Annotated in this window: 25 protein-coding genes; 18 read left to right on the forward strand and 7 right to left on the reverse strand. The window is 62.6% G+C overall.

What is annotated here, in order from left to right:
- The first annotated feature begins 20 nt into the window (after positions 1-20).
- From hemP to ACO06O_RS01810, 10 genes are all read left to right on the forward strand, one after another.
- The gene (gene hemP, locus ACO06O_RS01765; protein WP_420417871.1) at positions 21-185 is read left to right on the forward strand and encodes a hemin uptake protein HemP; all 165 of its coding nucleotides are present in this window, start codon (positions 21-23) and stop codon (positions 183-185) included.
- Between the two features lie 19 nt (positions 186-204).
- A complete protein-coding gene (locus tag ACO06O_RS01770) occupies positions 205-1,233 on the forward strand; it encodes a TonB family protein (RefSeq protein ID WP_421875654.1) in 1,029 nt (342 codons plus the stop codon).
- Positions 1,234-1,255: 22 nt separating this feature from the next.
- A complete protein-coding gene (locus tag ACO06O_RS01775; RefSeq protein ID WP_421875656.1) occupies positions 1,256-2,329 on the forward strand; it encodes a hemin-degrading factor in 1,074 nt (357 codons plus the stop codon).
- On the forward strand, positions 2,326-2,997 hold the full coding sequence (locus tag ACO06O_RS01780; protein ID WP_421875658.1) for a MotA/TolQ/ExbB proton channel family protein: 672 nt from the start codon (positions 2,326-2,328) through the stop codon (positions 2,995-2,997). The genes ACO06O_RS01775 and ACO06O_RS01780 overlap by 4 nt, the downstream gene beginning before the upstream one ends.
- Complete coding sequence (locus ACO06O_RS01785) at positions 2,994-3,419, forward strand: ExbD/TolR family protein (protein WP_421875660.1); 426 nt, start codon at positions 2,994-2,996, stop codon at positions 3,417-3,419. The genes ACO06O_RS01780 and ACO06O_RS01785 overlap by 4 nt, the downstream gene beginning before the upstream one ends.
- 16 nt (positions 3,420-3,435) lie before the next feature.
- Positions 3,436-4,326 carry a heme/hemin ABC transporter substrate-binding protein gene (locus ACO06O_RS01790; RefSeq protein WP_421875662.1) on the forward strand — a complete coding sequence of 297 codons (891 nt, stop codon included), beginning with the start codon at positions 3,436-3,438 and terminating at the stop codon, positions 4,324-4,326.
- Positions 4,323-5,378, forward strand: a complete 1,056-nt coding sequence (locus ACO06O_RS01795; RefSeq protein ID WP_421875664.1) for a FecCD family ABC transporter permease — start codon at positions 4,323-4,325, stop codon at positions 5,376-5,378. The genes ACO06O_RS01790 and ACO06O_RS01795 overlap by 4 nt, the downstream gene beginning before the upstream one ends.
- Complete coding sequence (locus ACO06O_RS01800; protein ID WP_421875666.1) at positions 5,375-6,145, forward strand: heme ABC transporter ATP-binding protein; 771 nt, start codon at positions 5,375-5,377, stop codon at positions 6,143-6,145. The genes ACO06O_RS01795 and ACO06O_RS01800 overlap by 4 nt, the downstream gene beginning before the upstream one ends.
- A gap of 95 nt (positions 6,146-6,240) precedes the next feature.
- A complete protein-coding gene (fahA, locus tag ACO06O_RS01805) occupies positions 6,241-7,536 on the forward strand; it encodes a fumarylacetoacetase (protein WP_421876427.1) in 1,296 nt (431 codons plus the stop codon).
- Positions 7,537-8,057: 521 nt separating this feature from the next.
- Positions 8,058-10,568 carry an ATP-binding protein gene (locus tag ACO06O_RS01810; protein ID WP_421876429.1) on the forward strand — a complete coding sequence of 837 codons (2,511 nt, stop codon included), beginning with the start codon at positions 8,058-8,060 and terminating at the stop codon, positions 10,566-10,568.
- Between the two features lie 232 nt (positions 10,569-10,800).
- Here ACO06O_RS01810 and ACO06O_RS01815 read toward each other — a convergent pair whose 3' ends face one another.
- From ACO06O_RS01815 to ACO06O_RS01835, 5 genes are all read right to left on the reverse strand, one after another.
- Complete coding sequence (locus tag ACO06O_RS01815; protein WP_421875669.1) at positions 10,801-11,301, reverse strand: DUF1772 domain-containing protein; 501 nt, start codon at positions 11,299-11,301, stop codon at positions 10,801-10,803.
- A 91-nt stretch (positions 11,302-11,392) separates the two neighbouring features.
- Complete coding sequence (locus ACO06O_RS01820; RefSeq protein WP_421875671.1) at positions 11,393-12,334, reverse strand: LysR family transcriptional regulator; 942 nt, start codon at positions 12,332-12,334, stop codon at positions 11,393-11,395.
- A 334-nt stretch (positions 12,335-12,668) separates the two neighbouring features.
- Positions 12,669-13,139: an OsmC family protein gene (locus ACO06O_RS01825; RefSeq protein WP_421875673.1), complete on the reverse strand. Its 471-nt coding sequence runs from the start codon at positions 13,137-13,139 to the stop codon at positions 12,669-12,671.
- A gap of 11 nt (positions 13,140-13,150) precedes the next feature.
- Entirely contained in the window at positions 13,151-13,465 is a 315-nt protein-coding gene (locus ACO06O_RS01830; protein WP_421875675.1) for a DUF1272 domain-containing protein, read from the reverse strand.
- 104 nt (positions 13,466-13,569) lie between these two features.
- Entirely contained in the window at positions 13,570-14,673 is a 1,104-nt protein-coding gene (locus ACO06O_RS01835; protein WP_421875677.1) for a mandelate racemase/muconate lactonizing enzyme family protein, read from the reverse strand.
- 112 nt (positions 14,674-14,785) lie between these two features.
- Here ACO06O_RS01835 and ACO06O_RS01840 point away from each other — a divergent pair, with 112 nt between their 5' ends.
- Entirely contained in the window at positions 14,786-16,276 is a 1,491-nt protein-coding gene (locus tag ACO06O_RS01840; protein ID WP_421875679.1) for a PLP-dependent aminotransferase family protein, read from the forward strand.
- A 45-nt stretch (positions 16,277-16,321) separates the two neighbouring features.
- On the opposite strand, the gene cobF is transcribed toward ACO06O_RS01840, so the two are convergent.
- The gene (gene cobF / locus ACO06O_RS01845) at positions 16,322-17,116 is read right to left on the reverse strand and encodes a precorrin-6A synthase (deacetylating) (protein ID WP_421875681.1); all 795 of its coding nucleotides are present in this window, start codon (positions 17,114-17,116) and stop codon (positions 16,322-16,324) included.
- A 467-nt stretch (positions 17,117-17,583) separates the two neighbouring features.
- On the opposite strand from cobF, the gene ACO06O_RS01850 reads away from it, so the two are divergent.
- The 7 genes from ACO06O_RS01850 to ACO06O_RS01880 all read left to right on the forward strand — a co-directional run bounded on the left by ACO06O_RS01850 (position 17,584) and on the right by ACO06O_RS01880 (position 25,249).
- Entirely contained in the window at positions 17,584-18,801 is a 1,218-nt protein-coding gene (locus tag ACO06O_RS01850; protein WP_421875683.1) for an AAA family ATPase, read from the forward strand.
- A gap of 35 nt (positions 18,802-18,836) precedes the next feature.
- A complete protein-coding gene (locus ACO06O_RS01855; RefSeq protein WP_421875685.1) occupies positions 18,837-19,370 on the forward strand; it encodes a hypothetical protein in 534 nt (177 codons plus the stop codon).
- Between the two features lie 152 nt (positions 19,371-19,522).
- Positions 19,523-20,611 (forward strand): extracellular solute-binding protein, encoded by a 1,089-nt coding sequence (locus tag ACO06O_RS01860; RefSeq protein ID WP_421875687.1) that lies wholly within the window; start codon positions 19,523-19,525, stop codon positions 20,609-20,611.
- A 119-nt stretch (positions 20,612-20,730) separates the two neighbouring features.
- Complete coding sequence (locus ACO06O_RS01865) at positions 20,731-21,897, forward strand: ABC transporter ATP-binding protein (RefSeq protein ID WP_421875689.1); 1,167 nt, start codon at positions 20,731-20,733, stop codon at positions 21,895-21,897.
- Positions 21,894-22,763, forward strand: a complete 870-nt coding sequence (locus ACO06O_RS01870; protein WP_421875691.1) for an ABC transporter permease — start codon at positions 21,894-21,896, stop codon at positions 22,761-22,763. The genes ACO06O_RS01865 and ACO06O_RS01870 overlap by 4 nt, the downstream gene beginning before the upstream one ends.
- Before the next feature lie 4 nt (positions 22,764-22,767).
- Complete coding sequence (locus tag ACO06O_RS01875) at positions 22,768-23,628, forward strand: ABC transporter permease (RefSeq protein WP_421875693.1); 861 nt, start codon at positions 22,768-22,770, stop codon at positions 23,626-23,628.
- A gap of 7 nt (positions 23,629-23,635) precedes the next feature.
- Positions 23,636-25,249, forward strand: a complete 1,614-nt coding sequence (locus tag ACO06O_RS01880; protein ID WP_421875695.1) for a GMC family oxidoreductase — start codon at positions 23,636-23,638, stop codon at positions 25,247-25,249.
- Between the two features lie 51 nt (positions 25,250-25,300).
- Here the strand turns inward: ACO06O_RS01880 and ACO06O_RS01885 are convergent, their stop codons facing one another.
- Positions 25,301-26,596, reverse strand: coding sequence for an NAD(P)/FAD-dependent oxidoreductase (locus ACO06O_RS01885; protein ID WP_421875697.1), 1,296 nt, complete (start codon positions 26,594-26,596; stop codon positions 25,301-25,303).
- Positions 26,597-26,664: the final 68 nt, after the last annotated feature.

The following is a 26,664-nucleotide window of genomic DNA, read 5'->3' on the forward strand; positions in this document are numbered from 1 at the left end:
CCAGGCGAAGGATCCGAAACATGACCCTGCATCGACCCACACCTGCCAGTACCCGCCTTTCCGAACCGCCCGTGCTGTCCAGTGATGAGTTGCTGCAGGAAAGGGGCGAGATCCTGATCGAGCACCGCGGTGAGCGCTATCGCCTGCGCCGTACCCGTCAGGACAAGCTGATCCTGACCAAGTAAGCCTGCGGGGTAGCGGATCATGATCGGGGCAAGGTCCAGGGCGCCTGTCCGGCTGTTTCATTCCGATCGGGCAATTGCCGATCGCAATGACAGGACCGGACACGCCCTGGCTTACTCCGCCCTCGCCCTGTCCTTGTCGGCCCATTGGCTGGCCCTGTCGGTCAGCGACCCCGGCGGATCCCTGACCCTGGGCGCCGCGCCGTCGCTGAGAACAAGCATTCAGTTCGCCGCGCCGAGCGTTCCGGCGGAACCGCTGCCGCCCGCGCCGCCGCGCGTGTCGCCCCATCCGGACCGTGTCGCAATCGAACGTCCCACCCCGATGCCAAATTCCCCAATGCCGCAACCCAGCATGACGGCGCCTCAAGTTCCGCACCCGATGGCCGATATGCCGCCCCCTGAACCGGTCGCGGTACCCGACGAAATCATGGAACCGACACCGCCCGTATTGAAGCCGGTGACCGAGACCGCATCGGAACCTGTCGAAGTCACGGAAGTCGCGCCGACCCTGCCCCCCTTCCAGCCACAGGCGAAACCGGCGGAACCGCCCCGTCCCCAAACAGCCGCCCCCCCAGCCGAGCCGGTGACCGATGTCCCGCAGCAAGCGGCGGCCCCGGTGATCGAACAGACGCCGACAGAATCCCAGGCGGCGGCGACGACCGAGACCGAACTAGCACCGGCCGAATCGGCACAGAGTGCGACAGCCGAGCCGACGCCGCAGACGGAACCCGAATCCACCGCCACCGCAGGGGGCGCCCCATCGGCCGAACCGGTCCTGGTGACCGAGCCGAGATTCCGGACTCCGCCGACCCCGCCGACCTATCCCCCCGTCGCCAGACGCCGAAACGAGGAAGGGGTCGTCGTGTTGCGTGCCCTGGTCTCCCCCGGCGGCGACACACAACGTATCGAAGTCTGGCAAACGTCGGGCTTCTACCGTCTGGACGATGCGGCCCGCGCCGCCGTCGCGAATTGGCACTTCGAACCGGCCCGCCGCGCCGGTCTGGCCGTCGCATCCTGGGTCCAAGTACCCATCCGTTTCCAACTGGATTGATCCCTCCCCAAGGAGCCCTTTCATGCCCGATACGCCTGAAATCTTCGAACCGAACGATCTGCTGAGCCGCTACAACGCGCTGAAGGCGGACAACCCCATGGTCCGTGCCCGCGACGCGGCCGCACAACTGGGGGCCAGCGAAGGCGAGTTGGTCGCGGCACGCTGCGGCGCGGAAGTCATCCGCCTGAAAGGCCCGTTCAAGGAGCTGATCGCCGCCCTGCCGGAGCTCGGCCGCGTCATGGTCCTGACCCGTAACGAGACGGTCGTCCATGAACGCAAGGGCGTCTTCGGCAATATCAGTCTGGACGGACATGTCGGCGTTGTGCTGAACGAAACCGTCGACCTGCGCCTGTTCCTGAAGTTCTGGGTGCACGGTTTCGCGGTGGAGGAAACGGTACGCAGCGGCACACGGCGCAGCCTGCAGTTCTTCGACCGGGCCGGCATGGCGGTTCACAAGGTCTATCTGCTGGAAGAAAGCGACGCCGTTCGTTTCGACGGCTTGATCGCGGCCCATCGCGACGCGGACCAGTCCCCCGGGATCGCCGTCAAACCCTATGGCGAAGCGAAACCTGGCGCGACGGCGTCTGAAGTCGATCTGGACGCCTTCCGGGCCGGATGGGCCGGATTGCAGGATGTCCACGACTTCCATGGCCTGCTGCGCAAACACCGTCTGGACCGGCTTCAGGCCCTGCGTCTGGCGGAGGAGAGGTTTGCCGCCGTCCTGCCCGTGACGGCCCTGCGATCGGCACTGGAAAAGGCCGCCGCGCGGGAGGTGCCGATCATGGTCTTCGCCGGCAACCGCGGCTGCATCCAGATCCATTCCGGGCCGGTTTCCAATATCCGTCCCATGGAAAACTGGGAGAACGTACTAGACCCGGACTTCAATCTGCATGTCCGTTCCGACCGGTTGATGACCGCCTATGCCGTGCGCAAGCCGACGGTCGACGGCATCGTGACCGCCCTGGAATTCTACGATAACGACGGTGTCCATGTGGCGCAGCTGTTCGGGGTCCGCAAACCCGGCCAGCCGGAAAGCCCCGACTGGCGGCGCTTGGTCGAGGATGTCGAAGCCGAGCGGGACGAGGTCCCCGCATGATCGGACTTCCGGAAATGGACCCGGCGCTGCTGATGGAGCGTCTGGGCCCGGTCGGCATCCCTCTGGCGCTCTGTTCCGTCGTCGCTTTGGCTATCGTTCTGGACAAGACCGTCCGCGCCATCGCCGCGAAACGGATCGACATCGCCCGTCTGCGCGGCCTGGCGGAGACGGCGCGGCGGGAGGGTCCGTCCGTCCTGACCGCCGGTATCGGGCGCATGCCGGAACCGCTGCGCAGCGGGGCGGCGGTTCTGATGGACCCGCTGCATGACGGCAAGACGCAGCGCGAGGATGCGGCCTCGCAATGGCTGGATCAGCAGCGAGCGAGCCTCAATCGCGGTGTCGGGCTGTTGCAATTGATCGCCGGACTGGCCCCGATGCTGGGCCTGCTGGGAACCGTCATCGGCATGACCGTCGCATTTCGCGACATCGCAGGGCACGACGGCCCCGTCCATCCGGCATTGCTGGCCGACGGGCTGTGGCAGGCGCTGCTGACGACCATCGTCGGCATGGCCATCGCCCTGCCCGCCACCGTTGCGGCCTGGCTCTTTCAGGCACTGACGGAGCGCCGGATCGCGCTGCTGGCATCGGCCCTGACCATCCTGTCGCTTTCCCTGGAGCGGCCGGCTGCCGCACCGCGCCCCCGTGCCTTGGCGGAGGCCGCCGAATGATCCGCGCGACACAGCCGGACAGCGCCGCCGGGCCCCGCCTCGGCGCGGATCTGACCCCGCTGATCGACGTCCTGTTCATGCTGATCGTCTTCATGGTGCTGACCGCGAACAGCGCGCAATTGGCGATAGAGGCCGACCTGCCCAGCACGGAAGAGAGCGGTCTGTCCCTGCCCAGCCCCGACGCCCCGCCGTTGACGGTGGCAATTCGCGCCGAGGGCAGCGCCTATTCCGTGGACAAGACCGACTATTCCGACTGGCAGAGCGCCCGCGCCGCCCTGCAATCCGCCCTGGATGCCGCGCCAGACCGCCCGGTGGTTCTGGCCGCCGAGCCCAACGCGCCCGTCCAGCGCCTGATCGATGCCATGGCCTATCTGCAACAGGCCGGCATCCCCGATGCCCAAATTCTTCTGGAAGCCCGATAAGAAAGGCACGCCCATCATGACGTTATCCCGACGCGCCCTGCTGGCCGGTCTGGCCGCAACACCGCTGCTGCCCAGTCTCGCCGCCGCCCGCGATACCAGCCGCCTGGTATCCGTCGGCGGTTCGGTCACCGAAACCGTCTACTTCCTGAGCCAGGACTCACGGCTGATCGGCGCCGACACGACATCGCTCTATCCCGCCGCCGCTTTCGACCTGCCCAAGGTCGGCTATATGCGGAACCTGTCGGTCGAAGGGGTCCTGTCGCTCGACCCCAGCCTGATGTTGGCGGTCGAAGGGTCCGGCCCGCCGAACGCGCTGGACAGTCTGCGCGCGGCCGGGCTGGACTTGGTGATGGTCCCTGAAGCCCGCGACATCGACGGCGTGGTCCGCAAGATCGAGCTGATAGCCGACGTCCTGGGCGTCCCGGACAAGGGCAATACACTGGTCCGCGATATCGAAATCCGGGCGAAGACGGTATCCGATGCCGTCTCCGGCCTGACGAAGACGCCGCGCGTTCTGTTCCTGCTGGACTTCCGCGAGGGGTCGCTGATGGCGGCCGGACGCGGCACGGCGGCGGAGGCGATCATCGCCTTGGCAGGCGGCCAATTGGTCTTCGACGAGTTCTACGGCTACAAGCCGATTTCGACCGAAAGCGCGCTGGGTGCCGATTGCGATGTGATCCTGATGATGGATCAGACGGTCGAGCGTCTGGGCGGCCCGACCGCCGTTCTGGAACTGGGGCCGCTTCAGCCGTTGCGCGCCGCGCAGGAAGGGCGCCTGATTTCAATGGACGGCCTGCTGATGCTGGGGTTCGGTCCGCGCACGCCGGATGCGATGGTCGAACTGGCCGGGCGCCTGCACGGTCCGGACGCCCTGTCGGTCGATCTGCCCGCCCTGACCCCGGCATGACGGCCTCCGCAATTCTCGATCCGGGCCTGCGGGCCCGGCGGCGAGCGGCGCTGTTGATGGCGTTGTCCGGCGCGGCGGCAGTCACAGCCATCGTCTGCCTGTCCATCGGCGCCTATTCCGTGCCACCGCTCAGCGTGTTGGAAGCCGTCTTCCTGGGCGGGGACAGCCGCGCCGATCTGGTCATCGCCCAGGTCCGCCTGCCGCGCATCGTCTTCGGCCTGCTGGTCGGCGCGGCCTTGGGCGGCAGCGGGGCGGCCCTGCAGGTCCTGTTCCGAAACCCATTGGCCGATCCGGGCCTGATCGGGATTTCCTCCGGCGCGGCCCTGGGCGCGGTGACCGCCATCGTCCTGGGCGGATCGCTGGCCCCGGCCGTCATGGCGGTGCTGTCGATCTATGCCATCCCCTGCGCCGCCTTCATCGGGGCCGGCCTGGCGACCCTGGCCATCGTCACCATCGGCAACCGGCGCGGCAAGGTGGATGTCGCCCTGATGCTGCTGGCCGGGATCGCCATCAACGCCATCGCCCAATCGGGCATCGGCGGCCTGTCCTTCATCGCCGACGATCAGCAGTTAAGGACCCTGACCTTCTGGACCCTGGGCAGCCTGGCCATCGCGGGCTGGGACGCGCTGCCGATGATCGCGGTCTGCGTGCTGGTCCCGATGGCACTGATCGCCTCCCAGGCAGGCGCCCTCAACCGCTTCATGCTGGGCGAGGTCGAGGCGGCGCATCTGGGCCTCAACGTCAAACGCCTGAAGCGCATGATCATCCTGTCGGTCGCGCTGTCGGTCGGGGCGGCGGTCTCCTTCTCCGGCGCGATCAATTTCGTCGGTCTGGTGGTCCCGCATGTGATGCGGATCTTCGCCGGGGCCGACAACCGTATCGTCGTCCCCGGCTCCATGCTGTTCGGCGCGATCCTGACCGTGCTGGCCGATCTGGCGGCCCGCATGGCGGTCATCCCGGCGGAACTGCCGGTCGGGCTGGTCATGGGTGCGGTCGGCGGGCCGTTCTTCCTGTGGCTGTTGCTGCGCACGCAATGGAGGCGGACGCTATGATGGAACTGCGCGACATTCACGTCCTACGCGGCGGCGCCCGTGTCCTGCACGGCATCGACCTGACCGTGAACCCCGGCGAAATCGTCGCCCTGGTCGGTCCCAACGGTGCCGGCAAGTCGACGGCGCTGGGCGTGCTGGCGGGCGATGTCCGGCCGGTACTCGGCACCGCCAGCCTGAACGGGCGCGATGTAGCGGACATGCCGATGACGGAACAGGCGACCCTGCGTGCCGTCATGCGTCAGAGCATCGACATCCCCTTCGCCTTCTCGGTGACGGAGATCGTCGAGATGGGCCTGTTGATGCGCAGCGGCGACCGCACCGCCCGCGACATCATCGAACGCGCGCTTGCCCGATGCGGGCTGCGCGAACTGGCGCACCGCCCGATCACCCAACTGTCCGGCGGCGAGCGGCAACGCGTCTCGCTGGCTCGCGCGCTAATCCAGATCGAATCCAGCCCGGCCTATGGCGAGCCGCGATTCCTGCTGCTGGACGAGCCGACGGCCAGCCTGGACCTGACCCATCAGGCGGCGATCCTGCATACCGTCCGCGATCTGGCGGCGGAGGGGATCGGCGTCCTGGCCGTGCTGCACGACCTGAACCTGGCCGTCGTCATGGCCGACCGGGTCGCTGTGCTGTCCAAAGGGGTCAAGGTCGCCGACGGCCCGCCGGGCGAGGTGGTCACGGCGGAGAGGGTGTCCGCCGTCTACGACACCAAGATCGAGATCGTCGAGACCAACGGCCGCCGCCTGGTCGCCATCGGGACCTGACGGGCAGCGCGGGGGCTTTCGCTCCCGCCGGACGCCTCCTACACTCCGCGCCCCAACGGGACATCCCGAGCGCGGAAGGACGAGGCGACGTGACGATGAAACCGGCCCTGGACGAGACCCACGATCCAACCCGCAAGAGCTGGGTCGCGGCGGCAAACGACCCGGCCTGCGACTTCCCGATCCAGAACCTGCCCTATGGCGTGTTCGAACGGGACGGCGACGCCCGTCCCGGCATCGCCATCGGCGACCGGGTGCTGGACCTGCGCGCCCTGGCCCGGCGCGGGCTGCTTCCCGTCCCGGCCGACGCGTTCGAGGCACCGTCGCTCAACCGGTTCATGGCACAGGGCCCGGACCTATGGCGCAAGACGCGCCGCCTGCTGTCCGATCTGCTGGACAGCGGCAACCCGGTCCTGCGCGACGACACCTCGACGCGGGCGGAGGCGCTGCATCCGCTCGCCGATGTGCGGCTGCGCCTGCCTTTCGACGTCGCCGAATACACTGATTTCTACGCCTCGCGCGAACACGCGACCAATGTCGGCACCATGTTCCGCGATCCGAAGAACGCGCTGATGCCGAACTGGCTGTACATCCCGATCGGCTATAACGGACGGGCCAGCACCGTCGTGGTCAGCGGCACCGATATCCGGCGACCCCAGGGGCAGCTCAAATCCCCGGACCGCGAGGCGCCGACATTCGGTCCGACCGCCAAACTGGATATCGAACTGGAAATCGGCGCGGTGATCGGCACACCCAACGCCATGGGCACGTCCGTCACGACGGTGGAGGCCGAGGCGATGATCTTCGGCTATGTCCTGCTGAACGATTGGAGCGCGCGCGACATCCAGGTCTGGGAATACCAGCCGCTGGGCCCGTTCCAGGCCAAGGTCTTCGGCACCACGATCTCGCCCTGGATCGTAACCTCCGACGCGCTGGCCCCGTTCCGGGTCGACGGCCCGGCCCAGGATCCCGCCCCCCTGCCCTATCTGCGCCAGGACGGGCCGCGCAATATCGACATCGCCCTCAGCGCCGCCCTGACCCCGGCGGGCGGGCCGGAGACGGTCATCAGCCGCACCAATTTCCGCCACATGTACTGGTCCAGCGCCCAACAGCTCACCCACCACGCATCGGGCGGCTGCGCCATGCGGACTGGCGACCTGCTCGGCTCCGGCACGATCAGCGGCCCGACCCGCGACAGTTGCGGTAGTCTGTTGGAACTGACCTGGAACGGCCGCGACCCGCTCCCCCTCGACGGCGGCGGAACGCGGACCTTCATCGAGGACGGCGACACCCTTACCCTGCGCGGCCACGCCCAGGGCGACGGTTACCGGGTGGGGTTCGGGACATGCGCGGGGGCGGTTTTGCCGGCCGCCAAGCAGATGGCGCGTCGCTGACCGGAAGTGCGGGTTTTGACCTTAAAGAGACATCCTGCAATCCGGGTCCGGTGGCAATACTGGGCTGTCTGATGTGGGGGCAGCAGCATCAAATCTTCCTCGGTTCAACTCCAAAGCCTAACCGAAAGTTGTCTCTCTCGAGCCGATCCGGATTTCCGGAATTGGGTCATCAACGCTGGTGGTGAGCCCGCCTACACCATCAGGTCGTGAGCTGCGAAGAGGCCCCTCTGCTGTATGTCTGGAAGTACAGCGAGTCAAACTACGGTCACATAGCGCCGACCGTAGAATCAAACTCATTCTGTACAAGAACCGAATGTATCGGGCATGGCCGATGTCGATGAAAGGGAACAGGCTAGGCGGCCGGAGAAATTTCTACCAAGTCGGGTCACGTGCAGCCGGATACAACATCTGAAGTCCGCAAGGGTTGGCTTTGATCTTCTCGACCCACCCAACTGGAGGTTGTTAGGATTAATACTGTCATAGACATCGTTCAGCAGATTGGCCTACTAACATTGTTCGTTGTGGGCTTTGTTTTTGCGCGCCACTTTGCTGCTCCATTGCCCAATCAACTCGCACGGGACGCGCTTGTTGGCCTGTTGTTCGGCGCCCTGATCGCGGTGGCAATGTTCGATCCCATCGTTTCTACGGAAGGTGCTGTTTTTGATCTTCGTGGCGGCCCTGCCATTCTGTCGGCCATTTTTGGAGGACCAATCGCAGCGATCATTGCGGCCATTGTTGGAGCCTGCGTCCGGTATTTTGCAATCGGGGGGCCGGTAGCATTTGGCGGCGCTGTCAGCTTTGGGCTCTATGCTGCTTTTGGGATTGCAGCGCGCATCTTGATCGACAGGTACGGGATCAAGCTTACCGCCTTTCGATTCTTGATCCTTGGATTGCTTGGGGCTGTCTGCGTAACTCCAGCATTTTTTGTGAGTGTGGACGCCGAAACAGGACTTGCGATCATCAAGGCGGCGGGTCCGCTCTTCCTGTTCAACAATCTCGTCAGCACTTGGATCGTCGGAGTTTTTATCCTGAGGGGGACGAGCCTACTTTCGTTCAGTCAGCGCCTGGAAAGCGAAGTTCGGGAGAACACGAAGCTCGCACGCATTGCGCATGAGACCACAAATGCTGTGATCATTACGGACCGAGATGGCTATGCTGAATGGGCCAACCAGGGGTTTGAGCGGGTTTCAGGATACAGCATTAGTGAGTTAATCGGTAAGAAGCCGGGTCAGTTGCTGCAAGGGCCGGAATCCAACCCGTCGACCATCCGATACATGTCGGAGCAGCTGCAAAAGGGCGAGGGCTTCCTCGTCGACATTGTCAACTACACCAAGAGCGGCACCCCTTACTGGTTGCAGATCAACTGTCAGCCATACAAGGACGTCGACGGTTCGGACAAGTTTCTGGCGATCCAGGTGGACATCTCGAAGACGAAGGAGATCTCCGAGGCCCTGGCCAAGAAACAGGTCGAGTTGCAGCTCGTCCTGAACAACCTCCCTGGAGCCTTGGTTTACACGGACAGCGATTTGAGGATCGTCCTGTGCACGGAAAGAATGAAGCAGACTTACAATGTTCCAGGCAGGCTCCTGGCGCCTGGCGCATACTATCCGGACCTTCTTCGGCACCTGGCTTCCCGAGGGGACTACGGAGAAGGTGACGTAGACACCCTCGTGCAGGCGCGGATCGATTCAATTCGAACCCCTTCCGATCAGATGTTCGTGGACCGCCTGCCGGATGGAAAAATTTATGGCGTTCGGCGCACCAAGGCACCGTCCGGCGGAACGATTACCGTGGTAACAGACGTTACCGAGCAGGTGCGTCTCAATGAGCGCCTGGAACAGGCCATTGAACGCGCCGATTTGGCCAACCGCACAAAATCGGAATTCCTGGCATCGATGAGCCACGAGATCAGAACGCCCATGACCGGCATTCTTGGTTTCTCTGACATACTGATCGAAAGCGACTTGCCGCAGGCCGATAAAGAGAAAGTCGTCAAGATTAAGCAGTTGGCTGATTCCCTGCTGGTGATCCTCAACGACATCCTCGACATCTCAAAACTGGAGGCTGGGAAGCTTCTTGTTGAGGAAATAGCCTTCGATCCGGCGAAACTGGCCAATGAGGTCGTACACGTTTTTTACCAATCCTGCCCGCCGGAGAAGAGAACCTCACTGAACATAAATGCAAAACTGGGAGAGAACTTCCCGCGGGCCGTCGGTGCGGATCCGACGAGGCTCCGTCAGATCTTGGTGAATCTGATGGGGAACGCCGTCAAATTCACGGAGTCCGGATCGGTGACCCTTCACTGTGAGGCTCAAGCGGACCCAATGCTTCTTCGATTCAGTGTAATCGATACAGGCGTCGGCATTCGACCCGAAGACCAGGACAAGCTGTTCGAGGACTTTGTTCAGGCCGATGCCTCAACAAGCCGGAAATATCATGGTACCGGATTGGGCTTGGCCATCTGCAAGCGCCTGGTCGAATTGATGGGCGGAGAGATTGGCGTTGAGAGCCAGTTTGGACGCGGAAGTACGTTCTGGTTTACTCTGCCCTACAAGCCGGTATCCGGACAACTTGCCCCCCGGGAAGAACAAGAAAACACCCGGGACAGGGAGGGGCCGCCGCGGGCGCTATCCGTATTGGTCGCAGAGGACAATGAGATCAACCAGACAATCGTGAACGCAGTTCTGTCGGGGATGGGGCATCGATGTACGTTTGCGAGTAACGGGGTCGACGCGGTCAAGGCAGCGGGCAGTGCGTTGTACGACCTCATCCTCATGGACATTCGGATGCCAGAACTGGATGGGACCGACGCGGCGAAACAGATCCGAGAGCTTCCGGCACCCTATTGGTCCGTGCCAATCATAGCGCTGACAGCCGACGTGATGGCAGACCATGTACAAAACTATCTCGCCGCAGGCATGAACGATTGTATCCCCAAGCCCATCAACAAAGACCAACTGGCCAAGGCCATCGAAAACGTCATTCAAGCAGGGTCCGTGTCAAACGATTCGACGGGAAGCCAAACTGGCTGACATTCGATTTGTTTAAGTGGCAGGCCTCTAGGGAGGCTTAGGCGTGAGCCTGGAAAGTACCTCCAGATATCGATAGCGCCCGTTCCTGGCTCGCTCGCGACATCCTTCCGCCCGTCATCTGGCCAACATCAGGGTCCGGAGGACCGGGAAAGGACGTGCCGACGGTCTGCGGCCCTGCCGCAGATCGATGCTCGTAAAGTGGATCGGGACGTCTCCGCGTGCCCTCGAACAATCAGCGGCCGGAGCGGGCGCAGACAAGAACCAGTGTGAAAAGACAGGCCGATAGCAGTGCGGCGCCGGTTCGAACATGGTTCCAGAATGTCCAATCCTCAAGAACTTGCGTCCAGATTTGCAATTCGTGCTGTGTTCCCGGGGCCGCGCCGGCAAGGGCCTCGTTCATCGGCACATTGAATGCCGCGGTGATCCCGACACATCCGATCAGGAAAACGCCTCCCGCACAGAATTGCGCCATGCCGATTGGCCCTTGCCGCCGCGTTAATGCGACAACGACCGACGCAAGACACATCACGGTCGTCCCCCAGAAGGCGACCATGAAGCTGGGGGTGTAGACAGTGCGATTGAGGGCGTTCATGACGTCGATGCCGCGATTGGCCGCGACCTGTCCGAGGGCCGGCATGACAAAGGACGAGAAGGCGAAGAATATGCCCGCGACCAGACCGCTTCCAAGGGCGGCGGCAAAAGCCGGAATGTCGAACGGCCGAAAGCGGAACATGGACAGCGCATCCTCAAATGAGAGAAAAACTCATATTTAAAATGTGATACTGTCTCGCTTTTTGGCTGTCAAGAATACGGACCTCCGACGTTTACGGCCGTGCGCCGGCCTCGCCTGAAACGCGAAGGAGTTCCGCCCCCTTCCGCCCCGCCAGCGACGCCACCGTTTCCAGGAAGCGCCGCGCCTCGGGGGATGGGTCTTGCCGGCAAAGGACCCCGAAATACCAGCGGCCCGACCGGGCATAGGCCGGGATCGGGACTATGAGTTGGCCGGTGGCGAGGTAGTCGTCGACCAGGCCGCGCCAGCCCAGGGCCATACCGCGTCCCGCCGTTGCGGCCTGCAGGACCAATTGATAGGTGGTGAAGGCCGATTGCGTGCCGGACGGGGTCCAGTCGACGCCCTGGTCGACGAACCAGTCGCGCCAGGACATCCAGGCGTCTGGCACCGGCCCCTCGTTGTGAATCAAGGGCAGGGCCAGCAGGCATTCGGCGCGGCACGCGTCGGGATGGGCTGACAGGAAGCGCGGCGCGCAGACGGGCGTCACGGCCTCCTCGAAAATGCGGATCGCATGGTCCGGAACGTCTTCGGGCCGGGCGAGGATGAAAGCGACATCGCCGTCGCGCATATGGCGTTCGGGGCTGAGCTGGGCCGAACTGATCTGCAAATCGATGCTTTCCGGCAGCAGATCGTTCGCCGTCAGGCGAGGCATCAGCCACATCGACCCGAAGGCGAAATCCAGCGAGATGCGGATGCGCTGATGCGCGTCCTCCTGCCGGAATCGGTCGACGACACGGCGGATCCGGTCCAGCGACGCGGTCACGGCATCATACAGAACCTCGCCGTCGCCGGTCAGCGACACGCCATTGTGCTGGCGCAGAAACAGGCGCCGTCCGACCCGTTCTTCCAATAGACGGATTCGATGGCTGAGCGCGGGCTGGGATATCCCCAGCGCCTGCGCCGCCTTCGTAAAACTGCCGTTCTTCGCGGATTCCTCGAAAGCGACGAGTTGCGAGAAATCCAGATGATCATTCATCAAATTTATACCTTTAATTCGGACGGGCCATCTTCACACGGAAATCCGGCGAATGATAGCGTCCCGAATTGAAGAGACGGTTCGTTCCAATCGGTGGCGGGCCGGCCCTCAGCGCCAATGTCTTCGGGGCACGGGGGAGGCGCGGTCGGAGCGGGCCCAACGGCCCGTTTCGGTACGCCTGGTTGTCTTGGGGGGCGGCGGTCCGGCAGTGCGACCTGCCGGATGGAATGCACTGGCCCGGCGTGACACACGCCGGGCCTTTCTTTTTGGCCGGGATCGGTTGGCGGAAATCAGTTGGCGGGGATCAATATTCGGATTTCAGTGCCGCCGCCGATCAGGCCGCCGAATAGGTCGCCTCGTAGGTGACCGGGAAGTTCACCGACCGGGCGATGAAGCAGTATTGATGGATCTCGTGATGGATCGCGTCGGCCCGGTCGCGGTCGGCGATATCGGCCAGCACGATATGCGGGCGTAGGACGGCGCGCAGGAAGCGCCCGGTGCCCGACGGCTCCGTCTCTCCGGTCCCCAGGGGCGTGTCGGTATAGGACTGGACGACGATCTTCTCGCGGCTGGCCAGGTGCAGATACCAGAGCATGTGGCAGGCGGACAGGGCGGAGATCAGCAGATCCTCCGGGTTGGGCAGGCCGGGATCGCCGCCCAGCAGCGGGTCGTTGGAGCAATGGATGACCGGCTTGCCCGGCGTCGCGATATCCCAGGTCCGGTCATAGCCCTTATAGGTCTTCGTGCCCTCGCCGCGATTGCCGGTCCATTCGATGGTGCAGGTGTAATCGTGCTCTTTCGCCATGGGGGACGCTCCTATCGCTGGTCCGGCGGGATGTGCCGGATGTCGTTCACGAAGCTGTCTATCTGATCGCGCGACCATTTGGAATGGCGGCGCTGCGTCGAGGCGGGATGGTTGGCGAGGCCCAGCTTCAGCTCCGGCCGCAAAGCGCGCGCGGGGCGGATGGGACGCGGCACCAGATTGCCGCCGCATGTCGGGCAGACATGGTGCAGCACGTCCTCCGCACAGGCGGCGCAATAGGTGCATTCATAGGTGCAGATCCGGGCAACCGCCGCATCGGGCGGCAGGTCGGCATCGCATAATTCGCAATTGGGGCGCAAGTCCAGCATGGTTTTCTCCGGTCGAGAATGATGCCGGATACTGCCATGGCGGCGCGGTGCCGGAGGGTCATTGACCCCGCGATTTGCGCCAAAAGGTTCGCATGCTCTGCGGGTCAGTCCTTCGCGCTGATCCGGTAATCGGCCTTGCCGAGCCAGTCCGGATGAATCTCCACGCCCCAGCCCGGCCGGTCGGTCACCGTCGCCTTGCCGTCGACGATCTCGTACGGATCCTCGACATAGAGCCCGTATTGCCAGGGATAGTAATCCTCCACCTCGATGGAGAATTCCAGATACTTCCCGGCATTCGGAATGGCGCGCAGCAGATGCATGGTGAACAGCGTCACCATGGACCAGTTGGCGCAATGCGGCGTGCAGGGCATGCCCGCCTTCTCCGCCATCGCCGCCGCCCGCAGGGTGCGGGTCAGGCCGCCGATATAGCAGATGTCGGGCTGGATGATGTCGACCACGCGCTGATCGACCATCCGCTGATAATCGACCAGGGAGCAATCCTGCTCGCCCCCCGTCACGTCCAGGGACAGCGCGTCCGTCACCTGCTTGGTCTGGTCGTAGTGCCAATAGGGGCACGGTTCCTCGAAATGGCCGACGCCATTGTCTTCCAGCATCCGTCCGACCTCGATCGCCCGTTTCGGCGAGAAGCCGGAATTGCCGTCGACCAGCAGCGCCGCGTCATCGCCCAGCGCCTTTCGGATCGTCGGCACGATCTCCTCCGTCCGGCCGGGCCATTCGTCGACATCGTGGCCGACCTCCGCCCCGACGCGAAACTTGAAGGCGTCGAAGCCGTGCTTGTCGCGCAGCCTGAGGAAGCGGTCCGCCTCATCCGCCGGGGTGATGTCGCGCTTCATGGAAGACGCATAGGCCCGCACCGTGCCCGGCGTGCCGCCGATCAGGGCGCAGACCGGCTTGCCCGCCCGCTTCGCCTTCAGATCCCACAGCGCCGTGTCCAGCCCGCCGACAGCGCGCTGAATGTAGGAGCCGGGGAATTTATGTTCCTTCTCCGGCACCAGATCGACCAGCGCGTCGATATCGTCCCCGTCCTTGCCCAGGACATGGGGCGCGACCTGGCGGTGCACGACCTGGGCCGTGATGTCGGCGTGATAGGGCGCGACCTGGCCCCAGCCCTCCGCCCCATCCTCGGTCCGGACGCGGACGAAACAGACATATTGCGTCGTGAAGGTTTCGATGCTGCGGATTTTCATCGGGGCCGGACTTTCCTGGCTGGCGGGGTGATGCGGGCAACGATACTGAAAATTGGACTTGAACGAAGAGCCATTATCGGTCGTCCTATAGTCCAATCGAAGGCGGGGTTCCATGAAAACGACGGGCGGCGCGCTGTTATCCTCGGTCTGGATCGACCGGCAATCCAGCCGGAAGATCAGCGTGCAATTGTATATGAGCCTGAAGGAAATTCTGCTGACCGGCGGCGTGAACCCCGGCGAGCGCCTGCCCGCGACCCGGATCCTGGCGAAGGAGATCGGCGTCTCGCGCACCACCGTCGTCGACGCCATCGACCGACTGATCTCCGAGGGCCTGCTGGAGGCCCGGGTCGGCGCCGGCACCTTCGTCAGCCCAACCCTGGCCGAGAACCGGCCCGCCGCCCCGCCGGTCCCGGACCTGTCGGACGAGCCCGCCGCGCCGCGCCTCTCCCACGCCGCGCGCCATGCCGACCGGTTCTTCACCCCGCGCGCCTGGCTGCCGCACCAGTCCAAGGCCTTCATCACCGCCCTGCCCGCGCTGGACCTGTTCCCCATGGCCCATTGGGCGCGGCTGTCCGCCCGGCACTGGCGCGGCAACCGCGAGGACGTCATGGGCTATGGCCATCCCTTCGGCCACCGGCCGCTGCGCGAGGCCATCGCGACCCATCTGAACGCCGCGCGCGGCATCAAGTCGGACCCGGATCAGATCTTCATCGTCGCCGGGGCGCAGCAGGCCTTCTATCAGATCGCCTCGCTGCTGCTGAATCCGGGCGATCCGATCTGGTTCGAAAATCCCGGCGCCATCGGCGCGCGCAACGCCTTCGTCGCCAGCGGCGCCAATGCTGTCCCGGTGGAGATCGACGATCACGGCCTCAGCGTCGAGGACGGACTGCGTAAGGCGCCGCATTTCCGCCTCGCCTTCGTCACGCCGTCGCATCAGCAGCCGCTGGGGCCCGTCATGCCGCTGCCGCGCCGCCTCGCCCTCCTGCGCGCGGCAGAGGAGGCGGACGCCCTAATCGTGGAGGATGATTACGACGGCGAATTCTATTACGGCAGCCAGCCCCAGCCGCCGCTGAAAAGCATCGATACGCAAGACCGCGTGATCTATGTCGGGACCTTCTCCAAGTCGCTGTTCCCGTCCCTGCGCGTCGGCTACATCCTGTCGCCGCCCAGCCTGATCGACACCTTCTCGCGCGTCAGTTCCAACTGGCTCAGCGGCGTGCCGACCGCGACCCAGGCCATCGTCGCCGATTTCATGAACGAGGGCCTGTTCGCCAGCCATATCCGCGCCATGCGCCAGGCCTACAAGGCCCGCCACGACGCCCTGATCGATGCCGCCGCCGCCCTCAAGGGCCGCCTCGACGTCTGCCCGGCCTCCAGCGGTTTCCACACCGTCGGCTTCCTGCCCGGCGGCAGCGACGAACGCCAGATCACAGAGGCCGCCAAGGAAAAGAACCTGATCGTCGCCCCCCTGTCGCGCTATTGCAGCGCCCCGATCCGGCAGCGCGGCCTCGTCCTCGGCTTCGGCGGCGTCGATCCGGATCAGATCCGCCGCGGCGTCGCGGTGCTGGACGGATTGCTGGACGATCTCAGGGTCGGCGGCTGACCGCGCCTGATCCCCTGGCTCACTCTTCCGGCTTAGTCTTCCGCCTCACTCTTCAGGCGGGTCGTTCCGGCGCATCAGATAGGTATCCATGATCCAGCCATGGGTCTCGCGCGCCTCGGCGCGGGTGCGGGCGATGTCCTCCGCCACGTCCTTCAGCTTGCCGGCGATCAGGATTTCGTCCGGCGTGCCGATATAGGCGCCCCAATAGATGTCGATATCCTGATCGGCATAGCGCCGGTAGGCATCCTTGCTGTCCAGCATGACGACCACGCTGTCCAGGTCCGCCGGAAAGTCCTCAGCGATCCGCCGCCCGGTCGTGACCGCGAAGGATCCGCCGATCCGGTTCAGCGGCACCCGGTGCTTCGCCGCCAGCGCCTGGAGCGCGGTGATGCCGGGAATGACCTCGTAGTCGATTGCGGGCGCGCCATCCCGCCCGTCCATCGATGCGCCATTCCGGGCAATCGCCTCGACGATGCGGATCGTGCTGTCATACAGCGCCGGATCGCCCCAGACCAGAAAGGCCCCGCATTCGCCGTCGGCCATCCCCTCGCCGATCAGCCGTTCGAACAGCGCCTGCTTGTCGCTGTTCAGCGTATCGATGGTCGACCGGTAGGCATCGCTCCGCCGGTCCCATTCCGGGCTCGCCGCATCGACGAACCGATAGTCGCGGTCCCGGATATAGCGCCGGCAGATCTCTCGCCGGAAATCCACCAGCGTCTCCTTGTCCGCCCCCTTGTCGAGCAGAAAGAACACATCCGCCCGGTTCAACGCATTCACCGCCTGAACCGTCAAATACTCCGGATCCCCCGCCCCGATCCCGATGATCAGCACGGTCTTCATTGCGCAGTCCTTGCGCGCAGGTGTGCGGGGGGTGCGAAAGGGTTGAGGGGGGCTGCCATGGTGCCTCGCCGAGGGTCGATGTCGGACGGCGAACCTGCGCCGGGGGTGAGGTGGTGTCAACGGTGGGGGTAGGGATGTTGAATGGGTTGTTAAGGGGCCCAAACTGAAAAAAATGAAGCGATACTGCGAGCGATGAGGAGCATTCAATTCTCAGTCTCGGCTAGGTTGTCGAAAAACAAGCCAGATCCATACAGTCCTTGACGACCGCCCTACAGAGCTAGGCCAACCAGCAATGGAACGGACCCCACAAAAGACCTAAAAAGCTGGTTCGCCCAATTAGCTCTTGATGAAATTCAACCCCAAAGCCCCACACTAAGCTTCCGTAAATTTTCACGGAGACATCCTTATTTCTAGCTTCCATTGACCCATATATCGTGCAACAAGTGAGAAAAATTCCGGGGATCATCATGATATTTGAACTCGAAGTAGGTGGTTTAGGTTCGATAGCTAGGCCGCACAAGATCGACTTCCGGGTAACGAAAACCACACCGGATAACCCTAGCAGGTATTTCCCGCTTCCCGACGGGCGGAGAGTTCCTGCTGTAATCGCATTCTTTGGTGCCAACGCCTCTGGCAAATCGACAGTTCTCTCTAGCCTCATGCTTTTAAAAGACATAGCAACAGATAGAGTACACAAAGACGATGGTCGGATATCTGTGCAGTTCTCTCACTGTGCCAATGCAAAAGATGAAATACACCTATCATCATCTTTTACAGCTGATTGGATTGGCCAAAAAACAGCATCATTTAAGTATGAGGTTTTTCTTCTGAAAGCCGGAACATTTGACGCAAAGATCAGATCTGAGTTTTTGTACCTTATTGATGGAACCAAGAAGAAAGAAATTCTTTGGCGTGAGAATGAAAAGGTAAATGTAGATTTCGAAATGTCAGGACTTCCAAAAGAACTGAACTCCGCCCTTAAAAAGGCAAAAATTCCAAGCGACACATCAATGTTTGAGTTTCTTACTCTTTTTGGCAGCAAAAACATTGCAAAGAAAGCTGTGAGCGATGTTCTTCGTAGTGTCCACTCTAACCTGAGCAGCAATAGATATCGCGAAGGGGAAACATGGAGTAAAATAATTGACATATACCAGAATGACGAAATGGTATTCAGACGGCTTCAAAGGTTGATAAGGAGAATAGATGTTGGTATCTCAAACACAGAGGTATTTGAGACCGCATCTTCTTTTGAACAAGAGAAAAGAAGAAAATTCTTGATTTTCAACCATCAAGGATTCTCAGATCCTATTATTCACTTTATGGAATCACGAGGAACGCAGAATTTCATCAAAATATTCCCATTTGTCGCCAGAGCATTGGAACATGGTGGCGTTGCGGTCCTTGACGAAATTGACTCCGATCTTCACCCTTCTCTATTGAAGGAAATTGTTTCTTGGTTTCACGACCCGTCGGAAAATACGGAGAATGCTCAATTAATTATAACATGTAACAACGCCAGTCTACTTCACTATTTAGAGAAAGATGAAGTGTTCATTACCGAGAAAAATTCGATGGGCTGCACTACAATTTATGGACTGAAAGATGTTCACGGCGTTGATCGACGTGAGAACTTCTATAAGAAATATCTCTCCGGTGAATACGGAGGGATTCCAAATTTCGGCTAATCAGCTGAAAATTGTCTTCCAACAGGAGGAGCCTTTTGATCCGCCGTCGGAAAGTCGTTTTGATTGGTGGTGAGGGCCCAAGCGAGCTCTCGTTCGTTGCCTGGCTAAATGATCGGGCGATCGAAAACGGCGGAAGAGTGGCCTTCCAAAAAATCAAATGTCAGGCAGGCAACGGTTATACCGTCGTTAAGTCGGCAGTTGAAGGCTTCAATGCCAAGCAAAAAGACCTGGGGAAAATTTACGGGCGCTTCCTTTTGCTGGATGACGATAAATGGGATGGAAACAAACATTTAGCTCTGCGGCTAGCTCGCGAAAATCAGATCAGTCTAATCATTTTCAAAGATAATTTTGAGGCGTTCTTAGGCCAATTGTTCGCCGCAGACCCTACTCTGGGACCTCCCCGAGCGAGAGCGTTTTTGAGGCAACACTGGAATTCTTACGAGAAAAACTCTGACAAAACTGCATTGGATCAGCATCGTGACACGCTTTTAGCGGGTCTGACTCAATATGCCCGGCGTGACAGAGCATTGCGTGAATTGATGATGCTCTGCGATTTCGTGATCGAGTAAGGTGGGTGCTTCATTATATAGACTGCCACCCCAATTGGTCTGCTACTCTCTCGATAGTGGATATATTTCCTAGACCAATGCTGACCTAGGCTTTCCCGATCAATCACCGTGCCGTCCGGTTCGTCGGAAGGCCAATGGAGTGGGAGGCTAAGATGACGTATGGGAAAATGACGGCGCTGATGGCGTCGGCGGCGTTTTTGGGGGCGGTGGCGCTTCCGGGGGCGGCGGTTCAGGCCGAGACGCTGCGGCTGTTGACCTGGGGCTCGTATGCGCCGGAGGAAGTGATCCAGAAATTCGAGGAGAAATACCCCGATATAGATGTCGAGGTGACCTTTTCGAACAACGAGGAAATGATCGCCAAGCTGCGGGCGACCGGCGGGGCAGGGTTCGATCTGGCCCAGCCGAGCCATGACCGCATCTATGCGGCGCAGTTGGAATACAATATCTACAAGCCGATGGACCTGTCCAAGATCGACACGTCGATCTATGAGGAAAAGCTGCTGGACGGGGTCAAGGCGAACACGACCATCGACGGCGAGGTCTATTCGGTCCCCCACCAATGGGGCACGTCGGGTCTGATGGCCGACAAGACCAAGGCGCCGGACTTCAAGGGCTGGGGCGATCTGTGCGACCCGCAATACAAGGGCCGGACGTCGATGCGCCTGAAGCGCACGATCCTTTTGGGCACGGCCTTCGCCATGGGCGAGGACCCGTTCGCGGCCTATGCCGACCTGGACAAGTATCAGGCGATTTTGGACAAGGTCGTCGACAAGCTGATCGAGTGCAAAGACAATGTGAAGGCCTATTGGAAAGGCGGGGACGATCTGTCGGCGCTGATGCTGTCGGGTGAGATCGTGGCGTCGGAAACGTGGGATTCCACGGCCTTCCGCCTGTACAGCCAGAACCCGAACATCGTCTTCGTGCCGCCGGCGACCGGCGCGCTGGCCTGGATCGATACCTTCACCCTGCCGCGCAAGGGCGAGGCGGACGATGCGGCCTACAAGTGGATCAACTTCGTCATGCAGCCGGAAATCGTCGAGCTGATGTCCGCCAGCAGCGGCGGCACCTCGGCCCGCAAGGGCGGCCGCGATCTGCTGCCGGCCGACAAGAAAGCGGCGGTCAACGCGGCCTTCACGGACGAGGATATCGCCAATCTGCAGTTCTTCGCCAACATCCCCCCGGGCGTGGAGGATATGGAAGGCAAGGCGCTGGAGAAGATCAAGGCGGCGACGGGCGGCTGACGCCCCCGGTGGCCTAGACTTTGGTCCCAACCTTCGGGGAAGCCGCCCTCCTCCTTGCGGCGGCTTCCCCATTCGTTTTTCACTATTCAGTCCGTTGATTTCAGACGATGGGGGGCGCGATGACGTCCGGTCCGGTTTCCGATTTGGAATGTGCCAATATCTCGAAGAATTTCGGTCCGATCCGGGCCGTCGACGATGTGTCCTTTGAAATACCCAGCGGGTCCTTCTTTTCGATCCTGGGCCCGTCCGGTTGCGGCAAGACCACGTTGATGCGGATGATCGCGGGGTTCGAGACACCCAGCGCCGGGGATATCCGGATCAAGGGCAAGTCGGTCGTCGCCGCCCCGCCGAACAAGCGCAATGTGAAGATGGTGTTCCAGCATCTGGCACTGTTCCCGATGATGAATGTGTTCGAGAACATCGCCTATGGCCTGCGCTGCAGCGGAACGCCGAAATCCGACATTCCGGGCAAGGTGCAGAATGTGCTGGACCGTATCGCCCTGCCCGATGTCGGCCAGCGCGAGATCCATCAGCTGTCCGGCGGCCAGAAACAGCGCATCGCCATCGCGCGCTGCATGGTGCTGGACCCCGATGTGCTGTTGCTGGACGAACCGCTGGGCGCGCTGGATCTGAAGCTGCGCGAGGCGATGAAGATCGAATTGAAGCTGCTGCAGCATCAGTTCAACACGACCTTCGTCTATATCACCCACGATCAGTCGGAAGCCCTGGTCATGTCCGACCGGGTGGCGGTGATGAACAATGGCCGTTTCGAACAGATCGGCCGGCCGCAGGAACTGTATCACGCCCCGACCAGCGCCTTCGTCGCCGGGTTCGTGGGCGACAGCAACCGCTGGGCCGGGCGCGTGGTCGATGCCGACGCCCAATCGGCCAAGATCGAAACCGCAGACGGGCTGGTCACCGAATGCGCTCAGCGCGCGGCGCATCCGCTGTCCGGCGGCGACGCGGTGGACCTGTTCGTGCGGCCCGAATTCATTGCGGTCGGCCGCCAAGATGCGTCCCGGGACGGATCGGGGAACGGGGCGGCAGCGGGCGGCACCACGCTGACCGGGACCGTCGACAGCATCCTGTTCAATGGCGCGAACAGCCGCGTCCTGGTGCGCAGCGCGTCCAACGCCCTGATCGAGGCCGATGTGACCCTGACTGGCGGCGACGCCGATTTCCGGGAGGGCGATTCCGTCGCGCTGACCTGGTCGGCGCGAAACGCCATGGGGTTCCGCAGCGACGGGTCCCGGGCCGGTGGGGCGGCGGGAGGAAACGCGGCATGAGCCAGCGCGACATCAAGCGCCTGACGCTGTTCCTGCTCTTCGCGCCCTTCGCGCTGTGGATTCTGCTGCTGATCGTCCTGCCGCATATCGGCATGGGCTTTCTGGCGCTGCGCGAGAAGATCGGGCCGCGGCAATACGAGTTCGGCTTCGGCAATTTCGTCGAATTCGCGATGGAGCCGATCTATTGGAACACGCTGCTGCGCACCGGCAGCATGTCGCTGCTGGTCACCGCGCTGGCGCTGATCGTCGGCTTCCCCATCGCCTATTACATCGCCAAGATCGCCAACTACCGGACGCGCGGGGCGATGTTCCTTCTGTGTCTGATCCCGCTCTGGGTCAGCGATCTGATCCGCGCCTTCGGCTGGATCCTGCTGCTGCGCGAGACGGGGGTGATTTCCTCCTCGCTGCAGGCGATCGGGCTGATCGATGCGCCGGTGGAACTGCTCTATAACGACGTCACCGTGGTGATCGGCCTGGTCTATACGGTCATGCTGTTCATGATCGTGCCCCTGGTCTCGACCCTGGACGGCATGGACAATTCGATGATCGAGGCCGGGTATAATCTGGGCGGCAGCGGGCTGACCGTGCTGCGCCGGATCATCATCCCCTATGCCATGCCGGGCATCGTGTCGGGCTGCATCATCGTCTTCATGCTGACGGCGGGCAGCTATCTGACGCCGATCCTGCTGGGCGGCAAGAATTCAAGCTGGTTCACCGAGATGATCTATGAACAGTTCATCACCCGCTATAACTGGGAGGCCGGGGCGACCTTCGGTTTCCTGCTGCTGGCCTTCACCTCGCTGGTGGTCTGGCTCGGCCTGAAGCTCTCGCGCCAGACGCTGGCCGGGACCGTGGCGCGGAGTTGAGGCGATGGGAACCGCACGCGCCAACTGGGCCTTCCTTCTCGGCTACCGCTTCTATGTCGCGGCCTTCTTCGTCTTCCTGGCCGCGCCCCTGATCGCGGCGGGCAGCTTCGCCTTCAACGATTCCCTGTTCCCGGCGCTGCCCTGGCAAGGCTTCACGCTGGACTGGTTCTTCAACGATACCGAACCGAAGCTGGGCATGTTCCACGACCGGCGGCTGCTGCGCGGGCTCTATTATTCCTTCGTGATCGCCTGCGGCGTGTCGGCCCTGTCGGTCTTCGTCGGCACCTGCAACGCCTTCCTATTCGTGCGCACCGACCTTCCGGCCAAGAACTTCTTCTATATCGTGATGATCGTGCCGCTGGTCATTCCGGGCGTCATCCTGGGCATCTCCATCCTGGCCATGGCCAGCCAGTTCGCCAACGGCCTGGAGGAGGCACATGGGATCGAGCTGAGTTTCCTGCGGCCCGGCCTGCCCCTGGTCATGCTGGGCCAGTTCTCCTTCATCGCCACCATCACCTCGCTGGTCATCACCGCGCGGCTGCGCAAGTTCGACGCGACAATGGAGGAAGCGGCCTATAATCTGGGCGCCAGCCGGCTGCGCGTGCTGACGACGATCACCCTGCCCTTCCTGCGGCCGGCCATGATCGCCGCCGGGATCGTCGCCTTTTTGGTCTCTTTCGAGAATTTCAACACAACTCTTTTCCTGGTGGGTTCCGAATCGCCGTTGACGATTACGATGTTCGATCGTATGGCGAAAGTTGGATCGACGCCGGTGCTGAATGCGGTCTCATTCTTCCTCATGATTGGCTCCGGCGCCCTCGCACTCGTATCGGTGCTGGTGCAACGCGACAGGACGAAAGTCTGACCCTCTCATGGAAATCTATGACTACGTGATCGTCGGCGCAGGCTCTGCCGGCTGCGTTCTGGCGAACAGGCTGACCCAGGACGGCAAGAGCAAGGTGCTGTTGATCGAAGCCGGTCCCGACGACCGCCGCTTCTGGATTCAGGTGCCGATCGGCTATGGCAAATCCTTCTATGACCGGAAGGTCAACTGGATGTACGAGACGGAGCCGGTCGAGGCCTTCGGCGGGCGCACCAGCTATTGGCCGCGCGGCAAGGTGCTGGGCGGGTCCAGTTCGATCAACGCCATGGTCTATATCCGCGGCCAGGCCCAGGATTACGAGGATTGGCGCGAGGCGGGCAATCCCGGCTGGGGCTGGGACAACGTGCTACCACTCTATAAGCGCATGGAAAGCCATGCCTGGGGCGAAAGCGAGTATCACGGCGGGTCGGGGCCGCTGCATATCCATGTCCCCGCCGACCGCCTGCATCCCAGTTGCGAACATTTCTTCCGCGCGGGGGAAGAGCTGGGGCTGCCGCGCAACCTCGACTTCAACGGCGCGAACCAGCGCGGGGTCGGCCATTATCAGGTCACGGTACGCGACGGCATGCGCATGTCCGCCGCCCGCGCCTATCTGTGGCCCGCGCGCAAGCGCCCCAATCTGCGCATCGTCACCAATGCCGAGGCCCGGCGTATCCGGTTCGACGGCAAGCGCGTGGCGGGCGTCGACTATGTGAAGGACGGCAAGACCGTCCAGGTCCGCGCCTCGCGGGAGGTGATCCTGTCCGGCGGCTCGGTCAATTCCCCGAAACTGCTCATGCTCTCCGGGATCGGCGCGGCGGAAGAGCTGCAGAAGCATGACATCCCGGTGCATCACGACCTGCCCGCCGTGGGCCGCAACCTGCTGGATCATGTCGATTGCGGCGTGATCTATAAGTCCAAGGTCCCGACCCTGAATGACGAGCTATACCCGCTGTGGGGCAAGCTTTGGGCCGGGATGAAATATGTTCTGGCCCGAAAAGGCCCGCTGTCGCTCAGCGTCAATCACGGCGGCGGGTTCTTCTGTGTCGGCCCGGACCAGACGCGCCCGAACATCCAGCTCTATTTCTCGCCGCTCAGCTATACGCGCGTCCCTGCCGGTACCCGCGCACTGATGAGCCCGGACCCCTATTCCGCCTTCAATCTCAGCATCTCGCCCTGCCGCCCGACCAGCCGCGGCCAGATCAGCCTGCGCCCTGGCGACCCGCATGGCGCCCCGGTGATCGAGCCGAATTATCTGTCGACCGATCACGACAAGTTCGAGATCACCGAAGGCATGCGGTTCCTGTTGAAGCTGGGCCGGACCGACGCGATGCGGAAGATCGTCGAAGAACCGGTCGAACCTTTCCCGAAGGGCGACGACGACGAATCGCTGATGGAATACATCCGCGGTCGCGCCGTGACCGTCTTCCACCCGGTCAGCACCTGCAAGATGGGCCCGGCGGGTCCGGACACCGTTGTCGGCCCGGACCTGAAGGTTCATGGGGTCCTCGGCGTCCGCGTCGCGGATGCGTCGATCTTCCCGACCCTGACGTCCGGCAACACCAACGCCCCGTCCATCATGGTCGGCGAAAAGGCCAGCGACCTAATCCTGAGCGACCGGTAAGGGCCAGTTAACACAAATGCGCTGTCGCGGTCCCGCTCACCCGGGCGCCGGTTATAATCCCGTCGCGTCCAGCAGGCGGTACCACGCGACGGATGCTGCCAGGAACCAGGGCTTGCCGGTATAGAGCGGGCGGGTCGTGAAGGACGTGTCCTGCAGCGGTGAATATCCGTCGTCGCGGCCCAGCACCTGCAGCCCGGTCTTCATACCCAGATAGCTGGCCATCGACACGCCGGACCCGCAATAGCCCATGGCATAGTACATCCCGTCGCGGCGCCCTAGATGGGCCATCGTCCCGAACGTATAGGCGACCGTCCCCATCCAGGAATGGCTGACGCCAACCCCGGCCAATTGCGGGAACAGGCGCAGCAGTTCCCGGTGCAGCCGCGCACCGCTGAGTTTCGGGTCGATCTCGCCATTCGTCACCCTTCCGCCGAAGAGGATACGGCTGCGGTCCGGCGACGGGCGGTAGTAATAGACGACCTTCCGGCTGTCGCTGACGATCCGGTCCTTCGGCATGACCTCGTCCATCACCGCCGGGTCGATCCGGTCCGTCGCGATGACATAGCTGCCGATCGGGATGACCCGGCGCCGCTGCCACGGGGTCAGGGGCCCGGTATAGCCGTTGGTTGCGATAACGACATCGCGCGCCCGCACCGTTCCCCCCGGCACATGGACCGTGAAACCGCTGCTTTCTCGGTCGATCCGCGTCACCGGGCTGTTCACCCGAACCGTCGCGCCTGCGTCCAGAACCTTCCGCAGCAGCCCGGCATGATACCGGCCGGGATCCAGTGAGGCATGGGCCTCGAAAACGACCCCGCCATAATAGACATCGGTGCCCAGCTCGCCGCGCTGTTCGGTTCGTGGGACGATATGGGCGGGTACTTCCAGCCCCTTCGGCTGGTTTTCGATCTCGCGCGCCAGCTTCTCGAAACGCCGCGCGCTATGGGCGGCGTGGAACCGGCCCGGCACCTTGAAGTCGCAGTCGATGCCTTCCTCGCCCACAAAATCCTGAATCCAGGACAGGGCGTCGCGTCCCTCTTTCAGGATCGCGAAGGCCGCCGCCTCGCCATACAGTTTGGACAGCGCGCCGTAGTCCGGCTTGATGCTGGTGCTGATCTGACCGCCATTGCGCGTCGAACAGCCGAAGCCCGCGGCCTCCGCATCGAAGACCAGGGTCGACCGGCCGCCCCGGGCCGTCTGCAGCGCGGCGTTCAATCCGGTATAGCCGGACCCCACCACGACGACATCGACCGATGCCGGCAAATCACCCTGCGGCAGATCGGGGCGTGGCGATCGCTCCCACCAATAGGGATAGGGTTTGAACGCATTGGGGCTTTCTTCACTCATACCGGACTACCGCCTGAGACATCTGAACCGGACCACAGTGTGCCCGTCGAATTCAATCCCGTGGAGGG

It is taken from the genome of Pacificispira sp. (genome assembly GCF_965228185.1).
Lineage (GTDB): Bacteria > Pseudomonadota > Alphaproteobacteria > UBA8366 > Aestuariispiraceae > Pacificispira.

Bases quoted from the DNA above. Each gene is read 5' to 3' on its own strand.
- cobF (WP_421875681.1), bottom strand. From the start codon at position 17,116: ATGAAGACCGTGCTGATCATCGGGATCGGGGCGGGGGATCCGGAGTAT.
- ACO06O_RS01825 (WP_421875673.1), bottom strand. From the start codon at position 13,139: ATGGCGAAAGAGCACGATTACACCTGCACCATCGAATGGACCGGCAAT.
- hemP (WP_420417871.1), top strand. From the start codon at position 21: ATGACCCTGCATCGACCCACACCTGCCAGTACCCGCCTTTCCGAACCG.
- ACO06O_RS01880 (WP_421875695.1), top strand. From the start codon at position 23,636: ATGGAAATCTATGACTACGTGATCGTCGGCGCAGGCTCTGCCGGCTGC.
- fahA (WP_421876427.1), top strand. From the start codon at position 6,241: ATGAAACCGGCCCTGGACGAGACCCACGATCCAACCCGCAAGAGCTGG.
- ACO06O_RS01770 (WP_421875654.1), top strand. From the start codon at position 205: ATGATCGGGGCAAGGTCCAGGGCGCCTGTCCGGCTGTTTCATTCCGAT.
- ACO06O_RS01830 (WP_421875675.1), bottom strand. From the start codon at position 13,465: ATGCTGGACTTGCGCCCCAATTGCGAATTATGCGATGCCGACCTGCCG.
- ACO06O_RS01785 (WP_421875660.1), top strand. From the start codon at position 2,994: ATGATCCGCGCGACACAGCCGGACAGCGCCGCCGGGCCCCGCCTCGGC.
- ACO06O_RS01815 (WP_421875669.1), bottom strand. From the start codon at position 11,301: ATGTTCCGCTTTCGGCCGTTCGACATTCCGGCTTTTGCCGCCGCCCTT.
- ACO06O_RS01875 (WP_421875693.1), top strand. From the start codon at position 22,768: ATGGGAACCGCACGCGCCAACTGGGCCTTCCTTCTCGGCTACCGCTTC.
- ACO06O_RS01790 (WP_421875662.1), top strand. From the start codon at position 3,436: ATGACGTTATCCCGACGCGCCCTGCTGGCCGGTCTGGCCGCAACACCG.
- ACO06O_RS01870 (WP_421875691.1), top strand. From the start codon at position 21,894: ATGAGCCAGCGCGACATCAAGCGCCTGACGCTGTTCCTGCTCTTCGCG.
- ACO06O_RS01775 (WP_421875656.1), top strand. From the start codon at position 1,256: ATGCCCGATACGCCTGAAATCTTCGAACCGAACGATCTGCTGAGCCGC.
- ACO06O_RS01850 (WP_421875683.1), top strand. From the start codon at position 17,584: ATGATATTTGAACTCGAAGTAGGTGGTTTAGGTTCGATAGCTAGGCCG.
- ACO06O_RS01840 (WP_421875679.1), top strand. From the start codon at position 14,786: ATGAAAACGACGGGCGGCGCGCTGTTATCCTCGGTCTGGATCGACCGG.
- ACO06O_RS01865 (WP_421875689.1), top strand. From the start codon at position 20,731: ATGACGTCCGGTCCGGTTTCCGATTTGGAATGTGCCAATATCTCGAAG.
- ACO06O_RS01800 (WP_421875666.1), top strand. From the start codon at position 5,375: ATGATGGAACTGCGCGACATTCACGTCCTACGCGGCGGCGCCCGTGTC.
- ACO06O_RS01795 (WP_421875664.1), top strand. From the start codon at position 4,323: ATGACGGCCTCCGCAATTCTCGATCCGGGCCTGCGGGCCCGGCGGCGA.
- ACO06O_RS01820 (WP_421875671.1), bottom strand. From the start codon at position 12,334: ATGAATGATCATCTGGATTTCTCGCAACTCGTCGCTTTCGAGGAATCC.
- ACO06O_RS01780 (WP_421875658.1), top strand. From the start codon at position 2,326: ATGATCGGACTTCCGGAAATGGACCCGGCGCTGCTGATGGAGCGTCTG.
- ACO06O_RS01860 (WP_421875687.1), top strand. From the start codon at position 19,523: ATGACGTATGGGAAAATGACGGCGCTGATGGCGTCGGCGGCGTTTTTG.
- ACO06O_RS01885 (WP_421875697.1), bottom strand. From the start codon at position 26,596: ATGAGTGAAGAAAGCCCCAATGCGTTCAAACCCTATCCCTATTGGTGG.
- ACO06O_RS01835 (WP_421875677.1), bottom strand. From the start codon at position 14,673: ATGAAAATCCGCAGCATCGAAACCTTCACGACGCAATATGTCTGTTTC.